At 30.5% G+C, this 17,241-nt stretch carries 15 protein-coding genes, 1 tRNA gene and 1 pseudogene; 10 read left to right on the top strand and 7 right to left on the bottom strand.

The window, feature by feature from the left end; genetic code table 11:
• Nucleotides 1–14 precede the first annotated feature (14 nt).
• The 3 genes and pseudogenes from CHB80_RS08975 to CHB80_RS08965 form a co-directional block, all read right to left on the bottom strand.
• On the bottom strand, nucleotides 15–1,085 hold the full coding sequence (locus tag CHB80_RS08975) for a proline racemase family protein (RefSeq protein ID WP_089371107.1): 1,071 nt from the start codon (nucleotides 1,083–1,085) through the stop codon (nucleotides 15–17).
• Nucleotides 1,078–2,037: an ornithine cyclodeaminase family protein gene (locus CHB80_RS08970; protein ID WP_089371106.1), complete on the bottom strand. Its 960-nt coding sequence runs from the start codon at nucleotides 2,035–2,037 to the stop codon at nucleotides 1,078–1,080. Before CHB80_RS08970 ends, CHB80_RS08975 begins: the two co-directional genes overlap by 8 nt.
• A gap of 592 nt (nucleotides 2,038–2,629) precedes the next feature.
• Nucleotides 2,630–3,514, bottom strand: a pseudogene (locus tag CHB80_RS08965) (IS982 family transposase).
• A gap of 603 nt (nucleotides 3,515–4,117) precedes the next feature.
• Here CHB80_RS08965 and CHB80_RS08960 point away from each other — a divergent pair.
• The 6 genes from CHB80_RS08960 (at nucleotide 4,118) to CHB80_RS08935 (ending at nucleotide 11,177) form a co-directional block, all read left to right on the top strand.
• Nucleotides 4,118–4,864, top strand: coding sequence for a hypothetical protein (locus CHB80_RS08960; protein ID WP_089371105.1), 747 nt, complete (start codon nucleotides 4,118–4,120; stop codon nucleotides 4,862–4,864).
• Nucleotides 4,857–5,738 (top strand): hypothetical protein, encoded by an 882-nt coding sequence (locus CHB80_RS08955; RefSeq protein WP_089371104.1) that lies wholly within the window; start codon nucleotides 4,857–4,859, stop codon nucleotides 5,736–5,738. The genes CHB80_RS08960 and CHB80_RS08955 overlap by 8 nt, the downstream gene beginning before the upstream one ends.
• Before the next feature lie 9 nt (nucleotides 5,739–5,747).
• Nucleotides 5,748–7,388: a LamG domain-containing protein gene (locus CHB80_RS08950; protein WP_089371103.1), complete on the top strand. Its 1,641-nt coding sequence runs from the start codon at nucleotides 5,748–5,750 to the stop codon at nucleotides 7,386–7,388.
• A 1-nt stretch (nucleotide 7,389) separates the two neighbouring features.
• Nucleotides 7,390–8,592 carry a phosphodiester glycosidase family protein gene (locus CHB80_RS08945; protein WP_089371102.1) on the top strand — a complete coding sequence of 401 codons (1,203 nt, stop codon included), beginning with the start codon at nucleotides 7,390–7,392 and terminating at the stop codon, nucleotides 8,590–8,592.
• 18 nt (nucleotides 8,593–8,610) lie between these two features.
• Nucleotides 8,611–9,351, top strand: coding sequence for a phosphodiester glycosidase family protein (locus CHB80_RS08940; RefSeq protein ID WP_179218122.1), 741 nt, complete (start codon nucleotides 8,611–8,613; stop codon nucleotides 9,349–9,351).
• Between the two features lie 128 nt (nucleotides 9,352–9,479).
• Nucleotides 9,480–11,177 carry a hypothetical protein gene (locus tag CHB80_RS08935; protein WP_089371100.1) on the top strand — a complete coding sequence of 566 codons (1,698 nt, stop codon included), beginning with the start codon at nucleotides 9,480–9,482 and terminating at the stop codon, nucleotides 11,175–11,177.
• 672 nt (nucleotides 11,178–11,849) lie between these two features.
• Here the strand turns inward: CHB80_RS08935 and CHB80_RS08930 are convergent.
• A tRNA-Met gene (locus tag CHB80_RS08930) sits at nucleotides 11,850–11,923 on the bottom strand.
• 163 nt (nucleotides 11,924–12,086) lie between these two features.
• Between CHB80_RS08930 and CHB80_RS08925 the strand changes: the two genes are divergently transcribed.
• Nucleotides 12,087–12,479 carry an START-like domain-containing protein gene (locus CHB80_RS08925; RefSeq protein ID WP_089371099.1) on the top strand — a complete coding sequence of 131 codons (393 nt, stop codon included), beginning with the start codon at nucleotides 12,087–12,089 and terminating at the stop codon, nucleotides 12,477–12,479.
• A 54-nt stretch (nucleotides 12,480–12,533) separates the two neighbouring features.
• Entirely contained in the window at nucleotides 12,534–13,379 is an 846-nt protein-coding gene (locus CHB80_RS08920; RefSeq protein WP_089371098.1) for an aminotransferase class IV, read from the top strand.
• On the opposite strand, the gene CHB80_RS08915 is transcribed toward CHB80_RS08920, so the two are convergent.
• Nucleotides 13,376–13,969 carry a YqgE/AlgH family protein gene (locus CHB80_RS08915; protein WP_229746857.1) on the bottom strand — a complete coding sequence of 198 codons (594 nt, stop codon included), beginning with the start codon at nucleotides 13,967–13,969 and terminating at the stop codon, nucleotides 13,376–13,378. The two genes, CHB80_RS08920 and CHB80_RS08915, sit on opposite strands and share 4 nt — an antisense overlap.
• 337 nt (nucleotides 13,970–14,306) lie before the next feature.
• Here CHB80_RS08915 and CHB80_RS08910 point away from each other — a divergent pair, with 337 nt between their 5' ends.
• The gene (locus CHB80_RS08910) at nucleotides 14,307–15,107 is read left to right on the top strand and encodes a TIGR00266 family protein (protein WP_089371097.1); all 801 of its coding nucleotides are present in this window, start codon (nucleotides 14,307–14,309) and stop codon (nucleotides 15,105–15,107) included.
• 173 nt (nucleotides 15,108–15,280) lie between these two features.
• Entirely contained in the window at nucleotides 15,281–15,478 is a 198-nt protein-coding gene (locus CHB80_RS08905) for a hypothetical protein (protein WP_089371096.1), read from the top strand.
• 54 nt (nucleotides 15,479–15,532) lie between these two features.
• On the opposite strand, the gene CHB80_RS08900 is transcribed toward CHB80_RS08905, so the two are convergent.
• Together CHB80_RS08900 and CHB80_RS08895 are read right to left on the bottom strand one after the other, a co-directional pair.
• Nucleotides 15,533–16,474 carry a LysR substrate-binding domain-containing protein gene (locus tag CHB80_RS08900; RefSeq protein WP_089371095.1) on the bottom strand — a complete coding sequence of 314 codons (942 nt, stop codon included), beginning with the start codon at nucleotides 16,472–16,474 and terminating at the stop codon, nucleotides 15,533–15,535.
• Between the two features lie 152 nt (nucleotides 16,475–16,626).
• The gene (locus CHB80_RS08895) at nucleotides 16,627–17,043 is read right to left on the bottom strand and encodes a DUF2141 domain-containing protein (protein WP_089371094.1); all 417 of its coding nucleotides are present in this window, start codon (nucleotides 17,041–17,043) and stop codon (nucleotides 16,627–16,629) included.
• Between the last annotated feature and the right edge of the window lie 198 nt (nucleotides 17,044–17,241).

The raw sequence follows: 17,241 nt of genomic DNA, 5'->3' as shown, positions 1-17,241 counted from the left end.
CCATAGAAAACGGATTACCTTAGAATAAAACCATTCTTCATGGGATCTTTTGGATCAATGACAAAAGTTTGCATTCCTGTAATATGTGCTGTGCCTTCTACTTGTGGGATGACAGCGGTAAATGGTCCATATTCTTCTTCTGAAATCACAGAACCTTTAAATACCGAACCGGTGATACTCTCAATTTTCATAGTGTCTCCATATGTAATTTCATTACGTTTTTTATGAATGGCCATTCTGCCAGAAACTCCAGAACCCGTAGGGGAGCGGTCTACTTCGCCTTCGGCAAAAATGCACACATTTCTACTATCATTTCCTGAAGATTGTTTTGTATTGTCTATAAAAATAGTTCCATATAAGAAACTTAAATCTTCTTCATAAGGATGCAGGATACTGGTATCTTCTTTCATCACGGCATGCTTAATATCCATCCCTTTGGTGATTAATTGTCGATATGAATCAGGAGTTAGGTCAAAATCAAATGTGTTTTTTGCCATATCTACATAGGCATAGAATGCACCTCCATAGGCTAAATCATAGGTGACCATGCCCAACTCAGGAACATCAACAGTACTATCCAGACTCACAACAAAACTTGGAACACAGTGAAAACGAACGCTCGTGATTTCTCCGTTTTTTACATGAGCATATGAAGTGATACGTCCACAAGGCGCATCGATTTTTAATGTATTGTCTCCTTCAATAACGGATACCCAATTCATTTCTATAGCGAGTGTAGAGATTGCGATAATAGCATGTCCACACATAGTAGAATATCCTTCATTATGTAAAAAGATGATCCCAAAATCACCTTCGTCATCATTAGGAGGTGTTAGAATACATCCATACATATCTGCATGTCCACGTGGTTCAAACATTAATGCTGTACGTAACACATCGTAGTTTTCTTTACAATAGCTACGGTATGCTAATACGGAATCTCCTTTTAATACTGGAAATCCATCTATAATAACCCGTAATGGCTCTCCACCCGTATGCATATCGATAGTTTTTATCTGCAACCAATCTTTGGGAGGTGTATATATGGTGTTTTTTATAGTATTCTGATAGGTAGTCTTAGGCATTCGTGTATTTTTTATAGTAATAATTGGCTGCTGCAAGGTCTTCTATGGCATGACCTACCGATTTAAATAGGGTAATTTCTTCTTTAGAAGTTCTTCCTTTTTTTGTGGCAGCACATAGCTCAAATAAATCTGCTTTCATATCGCTTTCTTGAATAATCCCTTCTTGTAAGGGAATTACAATGTCACCGCTTTCCTTTAGTCCTCCTTGGTAGGTATCTAAAAAAACAGAAGATTTTGTGACCGTTTCATTATCGGCTTCGCGCATATCTTTTTTATAGGCCCCTACAAGATCTATATGTTGTCCAGGCTTTAGATGTTTTCCTAATACTAAAGGTCTTTTAGATAAAGTAGCACAAGAAATAATAGCGACCTCTTTTATTTTTTCTTCAATGGTTTGAACAGGAGTTACGGTGTATTTTTCATTTTGTAGTGTTTTGGAGAGTGCTTTTGCTTTCTCAAAGTTACGTCCCCAAATAAATACTTCTCTTATGGGCCTAACTGAAGCGTGGGCTTTTATTAAGTTGATGGAAAGTGCTCCTGTTCCTATCATCAATAAAGAAGAAGCTTCTGTACGTGATAAAAATGATGAGGCTAGGGCAGAAGTAGCTGCTGTACGCTTTGCAGTTAATTCTTTTGCTTCTAAAATAGCTTTTATAGTTCCTTTTGTAGCATCTAGATAGATATACGTTCCTTGAATAGAGGGTAAGTCAAACTGTACATTTTCAGGACTTATCGTTACTATTTTTACACCAGCATCTTCGCTAGGATTCCATGCAGGCATTAATAATAGCGTGGTATCTGCTCCAGTTGTTGGGTTTGGAAAGTCATGATGGTGACGTAAAGGGGCAATTGTTTTCTTTGAAGAAAATGCTTTTTGTATTTCATTAATTAACTTTGGAAAATGAGTGTTTTCTTCAATGAATTGGTTGCTTATTTGAGCAATTTTATCCATACTTTAAAAGTACAGAATTTTACAATTCTAATACTATGTTATGTCTATATTGGCATAAATAGTATTAGACATGGATAATATAGTGTTTATTATGGTTTTCTAAGTAGCATAATGATTTAAGATGAGAAAGTGATCTTTTGGTACTTATTATAAAAATAATGTATAGGTGTTGTCATATTATATGAATTTGTCTTTCGGGTATATTTAGAAGAGTAAGTTGAGTAATGGTAATCTAAAAAGGCTTTTAGGAAGAAATTTATGACCCATTATAAAGTAGGAAATAGTCAGATCTATTTATAGGAGAATAAAAAAGCAGCTACAAAATATATGTAACTGCTTCATTTTAAGTAGCGAGAACGAGAATTGAACTCGTGACCTCCGGGTTATGAACTGTAAAGCGAATTATTCAACACATTAATTATCAAGCATTTTAAACAACGTCAAACTACAAATAATAGTATTTAATAACATATGATAGCATGCAAAACCCTACGTTAGATAATTTCATTATCTCTTATCATATTTATAGATAATTATCTTTGTTTGACATTAGTTTTTGTGTCAATTTTGTTTATTTAACCCGTTGTGCATTTTAAATAATACTAATTTTAATATTGCTTATATTTCTATTAAAAATGAACTTGTTTGTATATTTAATGGTTGTTAAGACTGTTATTTTAGATAGTATTCTTGTTTTAAACCCATCAAATGACTTTGCATAGTTGCTAGTTGCGTCTCATTATAAACTGATCACACAGTTATGATGACAAGGTTTCGATTCTCTTGTGCTTCATTCTGAAGACATAGGATTGTTGTTTGTATTACTTTTGATTGTTTCTCATTGGTGCATTCAACTTGATATTGCAAATTTCAAATAAGTTTAGTTGTATTTCTGCTGATAAGTATCCTCGGTCTCCAATTAATGTGCAATCATTTATTTGCATTTTAATATCTTTAAGATAGTTGATGTCGTGAACCGAAGCTAGACTTAGGTCAATAGCTCGAAAACACCTTCTACAGAACAAATAGCATGAAGTTTGTAACCATAGTAATATGAGTTCTGTGCGACGCAATACCTCTTATCGGGACTAGCTTAAACAGTCTCTTTGCAAATTTCAGACCTCAAACTTATAGAAAGTTTACACACCTCCAATGGCGTACTATCAACAACAAAGTAATTCTCGAATTCATTAAAGTGCGAGGCTAATTTCAATCGAATTCTATCAAGGTTGCCTATAAGCCTCCTTCTGGGTCTATTGTAAACACTTCGCTCTATTTTTGATGATATATTCTCGGGAAGTTTTCTAAATAAATCATTTTCACTATCCATCCCCATAAATTCGGCAATTAGGCTCAAACAGATCAATTCAAGATCACTCAATCTTGGTTGACGCCGCTGATAGGGTAAAAGCTGTTCTTTTGATATTTCTCTTAATACTTCTAATATTCTTTTGTGATTTGCAGTTAAGTTGTTCATTGTAAATGTTTTTCAGTTAAAACAAATTACTGATTATCAGCAAGATGAATAACTTTTTTACTTTTAAATCAAAATGTACAACGGATATTAACTATATAAAAGTAATAATCTACAATATTTACTATTCATTTAGATAGTATTTACGGTTTCCCGTAAGGGAGGAACATTTTATCTTAATAAATTTGAGGCATATAAAATATAGTAATTGTTTGACTATGTGCGAATTGTGGTATAATCAAAGGATGCGTATAAATAATTTTATCAAATAAAAATATCTAGTATAAAAATTTTTATTTCTCTTAAAAATAATAACTCGTAACAATATGTATGATCACAAAAACACTCTAGAAATTAGCCCAGTTTCCTTTTCGTATGGAATACTACTATCGGATTTCTCCTTGTCAAGAAAGCTTTGTTACTGTTTTTTTCGTATTAACAAATAAAAAATCTAATTATCATCTTGTTCTTGCTATAAACCACTGTAAACGGACAAAGAAATGCTCCTGTAGCTGGAGATGCTGCGACTCTTACCTTGAACTCATTTATAACTATAATACATAATAAATGTATAAATCTATTGATTACAAGTTTACTATAAGTCTTATGTTTAACACATTATTTCTAATATTTTTTTTGTATTTAATTATCAAAGTCATTACGGTTGATAATGATGAGTTCAAAAACATAACTTTATTTCCACAAGGTAAAGTAAATGATACTTCACTTTTATTAAATCTTAGCAATTATGACACATTAGCATTAGATAACTTCCCTTTTAAAGTTTACTTAGAAAAAGCAAATTTACAAGAATCAAAAGATCTAAATCATGACCTCATTAATCTGCAAGAAATAACTAAAAATGATTTTTTGTCGAATAATGTTTTTATAAAAGCACTAACATCAGAACTCTACCCTAAAATTTGGTCAACAAATCTAGATACTATAAATCAAATTGCTAATTGGGTAGACAAACTAGATTTTAAAGATAATAGTGTAAAAGAATCAATTGAAATATATTGGTACAACCAAATTACTAACCACTTATCGGCAGAGGCAAAAAAACAACCAAACTCTAAATATGGTTTTAAATACCGCTATTTAGCACAACGTTGTATACAAAAAAAGTATTTTCCTAATACTGGTAATTCTACATTTGAAAAAGTACTTCTGAATATCATAGATCAAAGATGGCTTTATATGCTTAAACGATTTTGGTATAGTACACCATGGATATGTAAGATTTTTATACTACTTATAGCCGCTTCCTTGTCCTTATTAAGTTTTTTTGGAATAAAGTATTTAAAAAGCCACAATTTAAAATCACTATTAAAAATTAAAAGCAATGATTAGAAAAATTTTATTCACAATGGGTATATGTTCTATTTTTTCTTTACATCTAGACGCTCAAACTTACAACCCTCAACATGTTAAAGTATCATCTGTAACTGATGCAAACTATCCTTATAAAGTGATATATATGGACAGAGGCTTGAGTGGAAAAAAAATTAAAGCAAAATATTTTGCTGCAAAAGATTATAATGGCACATCTGTGCCTAATCGTTTTTTAAATTGGTCACAAGATAAAAACCTTATTTGTGTAACAAGTGGCACATATATGAGTAAATATGACCCCATAATTGCATTACCTGTAGGTTTAACTGTTGATAACGGCGTGGTTGTAAACAAGAATATTGCTGATTTTGACGGACTTGTTATTGTTTATGCTACAGGAGGCGTAGTAGCCACCAACCTTGAAGATAAAAACCTAAAAGTTCAAGGCGGTTCTATTTCTGGTATACCATTAGACTTAAAAGGAAACTCTTATCATTTATCAAAGTTTTTGGAATGGTGTGAAGAAAATGAAGCAACTGTATTTCAAACACATTTATTAGCTTACAATGATATATTAAAAATATCACCTTATAATTCAAGTCCTAAATCACGTGAAAGAAGATTTTTAGCTGTAGGGTATGATGAGGATAAAAATGTAGTTCATTGTATTGTGCATTCTGAAGAACATACCACTTTATATGAAGGGAGTAAAAAAGTTCTTAGTTTTTTAAATGGTTTTAAAGATATGGAAGTGATTTGGATGATCAATCTAGATACCGGAGCTCAAAACACCTTTAAACTATTTGATGAAAATGGCACTGTTGATGAACGAATAAAAGGAACCATACCTATAGACAAGGCTATCAATTTGTTAGTTTATTACTACCAATAAAACTTCTTTATGTTGAAAAAAAGCAACATATTATTAGCCAAAATATTGACGCTTATTAGCGTTTCTATAACAAGTTTTTCTTTTGGACAAAAAGATTTACTACTACACTTTACTTTTAATCATGATGTTGAAAATAAAAGTAGTTATAACCTTACTGTTGAAAAATTTGGAAATACATCATTTACAGAAGGTAGAAATGGACTAGCATGCAACGCTTTAGAATTCAATGGCAGTAATTACTTAAGTGTATTACATGATGACGCTTTTAATCAAATTAAAAATGAATTTACAGTTACTTCCTGGCTAAAAGTATCAAAGACAACAAATGATGACCATTGGATTACCTTAATTTGTAAGGGAGATGATTTGAACGAAACAACATCAAACCCTCATTTTAGAGCACAGGCTTTCCAGAATAACTATCAAAGTACAGTATCTGTGAATACAGAATTCACCGAGTACGATTTTGACTTTGCAAAACACAAAATAGAAACTGATAAATGGTTTCATTTTTCATTGGTCTGTAGTCAAAACATAGTATCTGTTTATTTTAATGGAAATAAAGTATGGTCATTCCAATACTACAATAATTTTAACTCAAATTTTTCTCCTCTGTATATAGGTAGAGATATTCCTGGAGCCGATGAATTTTTTGTTGGTGCTATTGATGATTTAAAACTATTTAATAGATCGCTTTCTGAAACAGAAATTATTAATGAGATGTATACAATAAATGATGTAGATTTCTCAAATGAAATAACCTGCTCCAACAATATCAAAGTTTATTGCTCAAAAAATAGTTGTGACGCAGAGGTTGATTATTTAACTACATCAAATAGTCCCTGTGTAAACTCTAAAAGTTCAGTAGTAAAAGGGCTTCCTAGTGGTTCTTTATTTCCTGTAGGCATAAACAAAGTTGTATTAAAAAAAACCAATAATAATAGAACCAAATTTTGTCAATTCACCATTGAAGTTATTGATACTATTTCTCCTATAATTAATTGCCCAAAAGATACAGTTATTATTGCTAAAAGCCTTCCTGTTAAAGTATTTACAAAACAGCCTTTAGTCTATGATAATTGCAGTGCTATCAACTTAAAAAAATTAGATACTTTATTTACAGATTATGGAAAACACCATAAATTCTACTATGCTACCGATGATTCTGGAAATACCTCAATGTGTGAACAAATAATTGAAATTAAAAAAGAAACTGCAGAACTACCTCCCATATCTAAACCTAAACCAACAAAACCTATAATTAAAGATTCAATTATTACAAAAGATTCTTTTGAATTAACAAAAAAAATTCACACTGTATTCTTATATGATCATAAATACGAAGATGGAGACATCATTTCTCTATTTTTTAATTCAGAAGAGATTATTCATAAAAAGAAAATATATAACAAAGACAACAAGAAAAAAGACGTAATAACAGCAAAAATAGAATTAAAAACAGGAAGCAATTTTTTAACAATAAAAGCGTGGAATACTGGAACCAAAGGCCTTAATACTGTAAGTATAGAAATATATGAAGGAGAGGCTACCAGAAAAGATTTCTTATCCAAACGAAAAAGCCCCGTATATAATAATACCATTGATTCAGAAATAGGTATAGCTTCTGCAATTAATCTAATACTAAAATAACATGAAACCTATATTAACACTTTTAATAAGCTTCTTTTTTGTTTTAAAACTAAATGCACAAAACAAGGATTTAACAGCAAGCCCTTCTTCTCACAGTAAAACACTACAAGCTTCAATAGATCAGTTTTACTCTGAGATTGAGCAATATTATATCTTAAGCAGCAAACTTAAACTTAATAACAAACAAAGTTTAGAAAATGAACTGTTATCTCTAACAAAAAAGAAAACTGAAAAAACTACTAAGCTTAAAGAATTAAGCAAAAAGATCATTACCGTGTTATCAAATTCAGAATCACTTAGTGATTCTTCTAAAAGTATAGATGTAATAGCGGGTTTAAAAAAACAAAAAAAAGAGTTTGATAGTTGCTATAACGAATGGGTAAGCACCATTTTACTAATAAATAGAAAAGAACAAACAATTAAAGATTTTATTAAGCTTGATAAACTAAAGGAAAAGGCGAATACCTCAAGAAAAAACATGACAACAATTGTTAAGAGCCTTCCTGAAGGAGAGTACTCTTTTATTTTTAAAAAGGAAACGTATTATGCCTTTATTACTAATCCTGCTAAACAGGAAATAAAAATTACAAATGGCAATGATAATCCTATACAAAACAAAGCGAGAGGTGTTTCAATTGATAAGTTTATACAAAGTCAAAACAATAGTAATAATGACATTTTAATGATTACAAATGGAGGTATGTTTGATAGAAATCTAGCTCCAGTGGGATTACTAGTTACAAATGATAGTATCATTAAAGATGTAAACAAAGGAAAAAGTGCGAATAATAATTTTTTTATGCTACCAAATGGCATTTTTTTTACTAAAAATGACAGTGTATTTGTTTCAGAAACCAACACTTTTATCAATAAAAAAATCAAACCCAATTTTGCTACTCAATCTGGTCCTTTATTATTAAATAATGGCAAAAGGCATGATAAGTTCAATTATGGTTCTCCTAACGTTTACAATAGATCTGGCGTTGGTATCATGCCTAATAATAGAGCTGTATTTATAATATCTAAAAATCAAAATACTAACTTTTTCGATTTTTCATCCATATTCAAAGATGTCTTTTCATGTAATGATGCTTTATATCTAGACGGGGCAATTTCTCAAATGTATCTTAAAAACAAGAAAAGTCTTAAAACTAGAGGCAGGAATTTTGGATCATTAATATATGTAAAAGCTAAAAATGACTAAGATTAAAACCAAATGAATATGATCCTTAAGAAATACTTTTTTCTTTTTGTAATAATGCTAACAAACACATATATACTAAAATCTCAAATAGAGTCTGATACACCAATTTTTAACGGGAAGAAATTTGATATTTTTAAAATTAAACTCGACACAAATTCGGTTAAAAATTTTTCAATCCTTGAAAACAATAATAGCGTTCCACATAATGACTTTATAAAGTTATTGAATACAGATGACATCTTTTTATCTACAGCCAGCATTGTAGACTCTAATTGTGAGCCAATAGGCTTATTTATAAATAATAATACGCTTATTAAAAATGTAGAAATAGCTGATGGCACTGGCAATTTTTTTTTAAAACCTAATGGTGCATTTTTAGTAACAGATAAAGATGTAATAATATGTCAAACATCAGAAATCCAAAACCATCAAAATATCATATTTGGCATTCAATCTGGCCCTGCTTTAATTACTAATGGTAAAATTCATCCTGCGTTTAACCCTAATTCTCAAAACAGACATATTAGAAGTGCTGTGGGTAAATACAAAAACAGTAATGGAGACGCTTTTATTGTATTTGCCATTTCTCATGAAGAAGTTACTTTCTATGAAATAGCTCAATTTTTCAACAAACAGTATGATTGTTTTAATGCCCTGTCTATTGAAAGTGTAAGATCTGTTATGTCAATTCCATATATTCAAAATCCTTCTAATCAATCAACAAACATAGTATGTCGATACATTACCTACAACAATTAACAAACTCAAGAAAGAATAAATATAAACTTCTATTTATTTGTCTTTGTCTAATAAGTCATACTGGGCATTCGGTTTCCAAGAACTATGAATTATTCAAAACAGAAATATATTCAGACCATCAGGTAAAGGTGGAAGTAGAATTTAAATTATATTACACTATTTGCACTGATCCTATAAAATCTAATAAATATACTTATATCATATCTGGACAATTATACAATTATAATAAATCTATAAATTGGCCACTAGAGTATATTGACTGTAATGGAAACAAACAAATTGAAAATAAAAATATTTTTATAGGAGGTAAAAATGCGAGTTTAGGAAGAAATGAAAATTTAGATCAACGATTTGCTGGTTTTCTAGAATCTCACTCTAAAGATTTCTATATTTTAAAAATTGAAGATTTAGTTAAAAACAATAAATTTTTAGAAGCTAAGACTACACTAGAAGATAATTCATCAATTATTAAAGATTCTACTTTAATAACTAAAATGCGCTCTAACATTCACAATAAAGCATTAGATTTCTATTTAAATTCTTTAAAGTCTTCATTGGATATACAACAAGCATCTAAACTTATTAATGAAGCAGAAAGGCTTTTTCCAAGTTTGCCTGCAGAATTAGCTTCTAAAAAAAGGGAAATAGCGTTAATTATACAGGAGCAAAAAAGGATTGAAATAAAAAACAAATTAGATGTATTAATTAGTCAAAATAATATTCTTGAAGCTCTAATTGTTTACAACGCAAATATTAACGTTTATCTTTCTCAAAACACTGAAAGCACATTAATTATAAAAGCCAAATTAGCAGTAAACAATAGCTTTATTAGTAAAGATTTTGAATACGCTAAAAAAGTTTTTAATGAACTCTATAAACTAACAGGAGATAAAAAACTCTTAACAGAAATTCAGAAGTGTGATAGAGAACTTAAAAAAATGGAGCTGCCTAAGCTATTAAAATTACATGCACAATTAAAAAACGAAGTTAAGCTCAACAAATCAATCTCTAGTCTTGAAAACTTATATTATTTTGAAGAAAAGCATGATTATTTTAATACAAAAGCGTCTGTTAAAAAGTTAGAGGAAGCGTGGTTGAAAAGTATTAAAATGAATGTAAAAAAAGGGAAAAAAGAATGCAAGAACAGAGATTATGAGAACGGGTTGATCAACTTAAATAATGCAATAGACAAAATTAACGATTATACTTCTAAGCCCTATAGCCTTAATAATACTGAACTAAAAAAAATAAAATCAGAACTAATTTATAAACAGACTAAAATTAGCAAGATAGTTAATAACAATTCAAGTGCCGAATTAGCTAGAATAAAAAACAATTATGAAAAGAAAAAACTAAAGCACCGAGTGTTAAAACTAGGGGTAACATATAATTTTGTTAATGAACCTATAGATGGATTAAATACATACTTTGATGATTCATCCAACATTTTAAATGACCTAGAAGATGTTTATAATAATTTTGATACTTCAAGTATATCTACTTTTATTATTTACAACAGGTTTGGAGTGTTTGCTGGTAATTTTAACACCTTTACAAATATAGAAAGTTATGACGCTGGTTTATATTTTAGATTCCTTGGAAATCTATATGGAAAAGTTGGGTATTGTATAAAAAATAATAAACCCCTCATGATTAATGATTTTACCTCAAACTATGTAACTGGTATATCTTTTATTGCTAATGGTATTAATATTGAAACAACTTATAATCATTATTTCAAATCAGTTCAATTTGGTTTAGGTTTTAATCTTTTCAAGCGTATTAATAAGCAAAGATATAAGTATTTGAAATCAGTTACTAGATAATGACTATTTTGATATATACAAGAAGTCTTCATTTTATCTTATTTGTCGTGTAATTATTTATCTGTTAAAATTAATTTAATTATTTGATAATAAGAAGTTGTGCCTTGAGTTTATTCTAGCAGATTTCAATATAAGAGTGAGGTTTTATATAAGCTCTATCTATTTTGATTTATGAACTTAACCTTCAAAAAATAGTAAAAGAAGTTAAATCATCTTAAAATTTCAGTAAATAAATTTATTCATAATACTGATTTACTGAAATTTTATAAAGTTGAATTAGCAATCGTTATTGGAAAATATATAAATTAAAAAAGCAAAAATTAATATATACGCTTTCGCGAAAGCGTATATAAATACATCTAATTAAGAATTGTTCATAAGTTAATGCTATTGAGAATAGTATACAGATTAATGTTAGGAGTAACCGATGGTTAGTTAATATTCGAAATGTAAAAAAACTTTATGAAAAGCTTTTCTACTGAAATACACTAGATCATAATAGTAAGTAAGTGAAAGAAATGGATATTTTTTACATAATGGTTTATTATTTCAATACGATTCATAAATGAATCTATTTATTTAGTAAACTTAAAAGTATAATGAAAGTGTTGTACATATGTACCTAAAATAAAAAAGAGGTTACGCTAAAAACGTAACCTCTTCATTTTTAAGTAGCGAGAACGAGAATTGAACTCGTGACCTCCGGGTTATGAATCCGACGCTCTAACCAACTGAGCTACCTCGCCATTATTTGCTTTTCTAGATACGTAATAGATACTATCCCGTAAGCGGGTGCAAATATAAAAACAATTCATCTTACTACAAACACATATTTTAAAATAAAATCAAAACTATTTTTTTGTTCTCGCGATTTCTTTCAATATATTGGGCTATACTAACAACAGACCTATGAGCGATAAAATAAAATATGAAATGGAGTTTGTGATTCGAGCGTCACCTAATCTATTATACCAATATATGGCAACACCTTCTGGAATGAGTGAGTGGTTTGCCGACAATGTAAATTCCCGAGGTGAATTATATACTTTCATATGGGATGGATCTGAAGAACAGGCAAAGTTAATTACTAAGAAAAGTAATGAGCGTATCCGATTTAGATGGTTAGAAGATGAGGAAGATGGGGAAGATTACTATTTTGAACTTCGTATTCAAGTAGATGAGATTACAAAAGATGTATCCCTAATTATTACTGATTATGCTGAAGAGGATGAAGTAGATGAAGGAAAAATGTTTTGGGATAATCAAATTTCAGAATTAAAACACGTTATAGGATCTGTTTAAATCCTATGCTAAATAGTATATTTGTCCCGCTCTTAAAAGAGGGCGGGATTTTTTATGATTAATGATAACGGTACCTTAGTGCAAAGCAACGAAGCAACCCTTAGTCCTATGAATAGAGGACTATTGTATGGGGATGGTGTTTTTGAAACCATAAAAGCAGTAAATTCTAAATTACTATTTTGGGAAGATCACTACTTTAGATTAATGGCTTCTATGCGTATTTTACGTATGGAAATACCAATGGAATTTACTCCAGAACTTTTAGAAGAGCAGTTAATTGATACGTTAAAAGCAAGTGATTTGTCTGATAAGCCAGCTCGTATACGTATTACAGTCTATCGTAATGAAGGTGGTGCTTATTTACCTGAAGATAGAGGAGTGGGGTATTTTATACAAGCAAAAGAGATTTCTAACCCTTTTTATGTGTTATCAGACACTCCATATGAAGTAGAGTTATATAAAGACCATTATGTAAACGCAGATATTTTATCGACGTTAAAAACAACCAATAAGGTACTTCATGTGACAGGCAGTATTTTTGCAGAAGATAATGGATATGATAATTGCTTGTTAATTAACAATAAGAAGAACGTAGTAGAAGCGCTACAAGGTAACATATTCTTAGTAAAAGGAACGCATATTAAAACACCTCCATTGGATGATGGTTGTTTACGAGGAATTATTCGAAAACAATTACTTGCAATACTCCCTTTAATGAACGAGTATACATTTGAAGAAGCCTCTATTTCACCTTTTGAATTACAGAAGGCAGATGAGTTATTTATTACAAATGTGATTAAGGGAATTCGTCCTATCACAAAGTATAGAAAGAAAACCTATACTACTACTGTAGCAAGTGCTTTGTTGCAAAAATTGAATGTAAAAGCGAGATTAGGTTAGTTGTAATGAGGATGTTCAGGAGCATTAGACCAAATAAGGTAATCTCCACCCAATTCAATAATCTTTTCTCTCCAAAGTTTTTGACCACATTTAGTCAATATGTCTTCCTTGTAATTATTTTCAACTACGACCCAAGACTTTTCTTGTAACTCTTTGTTGAGTTGTTGTGCATCCCATCCAGAATACCCTAGGAAAAACTGAATTTCATCAGTTTTAATTTTATCTTCTTCTATGAGTTGGATGACCGCGTCAAAATCGCCACCCCAAAAAATTCCAGATGCAATCTCTGTACTTCCTTTAATAAGATTAGGAATGGTATGTATAAAATAAATGTTGTCTTGTTCTACAGGGCCTCCATTAAAAATGGGTAAGTCACTGCGTGTAAGAAAAGGAATAAAATCTTTAAGCTTTTGTTCGAGTGGTTTATTCATTATAAATCCTACGGTACCTTGATCATTATGATCGGCAAGTAAAACAACAGATCTATTAAAAGACACATCACCTATGATAGATGGTTCGGCGATTAATAAATACCCTTTATTTGGAGGTAGTTTCATGGCACTTTTAATTAGATAAATAAACCTAGTCATTTTTTTCTCCATATCAAAATAAAGCGTCCTATGTTTAAGGGTATCTTTTTTTATTTCAGACGTTTAAAAGAATAGATCGTTATAGATAAGTTTAAATTTATAGATAAATTTTTCAAGTAAGTGTATGTTTTATAGCTATTTATGTGTTGTGTTTTTTGTTTTTTGGTATTTGTTTTTGGAGAAAAAAGTTATTTTTTGATTTTAAACAATTGTTAAACAAGTTTTTAGATGTGATTTAAGGATTGGAAACAATTTTTTATTTATTTAGAATAATGATGTAACAAAACAGCTGGATTATTTACTTATTGATATACTATTTATTATTTATACAAATACAATGAAAGCACACGAAATAGATTACGAGATTATAGGAGAAGAAATGCAATATGTAGAGATAGAATTAGATCCTCAGGAAGGCGTTATTGCAGAAGCAGGAAGTTTTATGATGATGGAAGATGGTATTCGGATGGATACAATTTTTGGAGATGGCTCACAAAAAGATAACTCCGTAATGGGAAGAATATTTGGAGCAGGTAAACGATTACTTACAGGAGAAAGTCTTTTTATGACGGCATTCTATAATGATGTAGTAGGAAAGAAAAAAGTAAGCTTTGCATCTCCATATCCAGGTAAAATAATCCCTATAGATCTAGCAGCTATAGGAGGAAAGTTTGTATGTCAAAAAGATGCTTTCTTATGTGCTGCCAAAGGAGTTTCTGTCGGAATTGAATTTTCAAGAAAACTAGGAAGAGGGCTTTTTGGCGGAGAAGGATTTATTATGCAAAAATTAGAAGGAGACGGTGTAGCATTCGTACATGCAGGAGGTACGACATTAAAGAAAGAACTTGCTCCAGGAGAAAAACTAAAAGTTGATACAGGATGTATTATAGGTTTTGATCACTCCGTAACCTATGATATTGAATTTGTTGGTGGGATAAAAAACACCATTTTTGGAGGAGAAGGGCTGTTTTTTGCAACCTTATCAGGTCCAGGAACTGTATATATTCAATCATTACCGTTTAGTAGATTAGCAAATAGAGTACTTGCATTGGCTCCTTCAGGAGGAGGCAAGTCTAGAGGTGAAGGTTCTATATTAGGAGGATTAGGAGATTTATTAGATGGTGATAATCGTTTTTAGTAATTCCTTTAAAATCAGGAAACTGAAATTTAACACGATCAAAAATTGTTGTTAAAGTGTAAGTTTTCATTTAAAAAGTAGAACAAAAGGTGTATATTTAAGATATATTAAAAACACCTGCCTATACAGAAAACTACTTTTTATTTAGATCTAACCTAAACCTAATTTCGAATATGGCGAGAGCAATGTTTGAATACACAAAAACAATCCTTAATAAGGTGAGTTTTGACAGTGTATTATTTTGTAAAGAGCTACAAAAAGCAGTTAAACGACTACTTCCTTATGAAATTGAGGAGCTTCGTATTTGGATTGACAACCTTATTAAGGAGAAACCAAATCTTAATCAATGTCTAATTTATTTAAACCCATAAAAAAGAGCCTTGGAAACAAGGCTCTTTTTAGTTGTTATATATACGTAGTTCTATCTACTTATGATTAATAGGACTAATAATTTGGACATTTTGAAATGCAATAGCTCCTTTTATAACACTCGCTATGGTAGAGCGGAGAGCTTCTATAATTTGCATTTTTAATTCACTTTTATGATAAATAAGACTTACTTCTCTAGCAGGAGAAGGTTCTTTAAAGTTTTTTAGGAACTCCATATCTTTCCCTTTATAATCTATAGTATGTAGATATGGTAATAAGGTCATTCCTAAATCTTCATTGGCTAGTTTTACAAGCGTTTCAAAACTTCCACTTTCTAAAGAAAAGTGATCCTCTTCTTGGTTGCCTACAGCTTTACATAGATTAATAACACCATCTCTAAAACAATGACCATCTTCTAGGAGTAACATGTCTGTTAAGTCTAAATCAGAAACTTCTAAGCTTTTCTTTTTAAATAGGCGGTGATTTTCCGTCACATAAGCAATAAAAGGTTCATAGTATAATGGACGTTCTTTTATATTCTCACTTTCCAAAGGTGTAGCAGCAATAGCCGCATCTAGATGCCCTTCTTCTAACTTTTCTATGATTGTTTCTGTATTTAACTCTTCTATCTTAAGTTTTACTTTAGGATATTTATTGATAAAGTTACGCAAGAACATTGGTAATAGTGTAGGCATAATAGTAGGGATGATTCCTAACTTGAATTCGCCTCCTATAAATCCTTTTTCTTGATCTACAATGTCAGAAATTCGATTTGCTTCATTTACAATATTTTTTGCTTGAATTACTATTTTGTTTCCTATTTCAGTGAGTTCAATAGGTTTTTTTGTACGATCAAATATTAAAATATCAAGCTCGTCTTCTATCTTTTGTATTTGCATACTTAAGGTAGGTTGTGTCACAAACGTTTTTTCAGCTGCTTTTGTAAAGTTTTTATGCTCTGCAACAGCTAGTACATATTTTAGTTGCGTAATAGTCATAAGATGGTATCTTGGTATATGCAAAAATACGAAGCTATTGGCAAAAACTATATATATTAGAAAACAATTAGTTTTTCTTATACATAATGTTATGAAATAAAAAAAGCCTCATGTGTATATGAAGCCTTTTTTATATAATTGTGAGATATGATTTACATGCTTATTTTAATGGTAATATCTTCTCCTTCTACTGTAAATTTAGCATCTGCCCATGTTGGAGGTCCAAAACCAGCTCCTGCTCCAGAGATTCCGTAAGGTTCTTTTGGCATACCGCTTGGTTCAAAATCCATACGTCCATTAGCGTTAAGATCGTGTAAAGTGATAATCCCATACGTTCCTGGCTGTACATTTTCAAAAGTTAATGTTACCGATTTGTTTTCTGGAGTCGTTTCAGAAGCATCAAGGGGTGCAGCTTTCATAAATGTTGCCTCATCATACAAAGCAGCAGATACTTTTCCGTCATTATTTAAAAGGTTAGGAATCTCTATAGTTACCGTTACTCCTTTATTTTCTTGAGCAAATGTTAAGGAAGTGCATAAAAGTGCGATTAAATAGATAAAAGTTCTCATAATGTGTTGTTTTTATAGTGTTAATGTTGATTGACAGGGTAAAAGTATGTATACGCTTTCGCGAAAGCGAACAAAACCTTCTGAACTGTCAAAAACTGAGATTGAACTGTTAAAGAAGGGATATCTCTGACAAAAAATGTAAATCTATTGCGGTCACTTCGCTATTTTTCTTTTCGGCGTGATTGTTGAATGTTCATT

The organism is Dokdonia pacifica (assembly GCF_900188275.1).
Lineage (GTDB): Bacteria > Bacteroidota > Bacteroidia > Flavobacteriales > Flavobacteriaceae > Dokdonia > Dokdonia pacifica.
The sequence above is the reverse complement of the archived record's forward strand: the minus strand, read 5'-3'. Positions and strand labels throughout refer to the sequence as shown.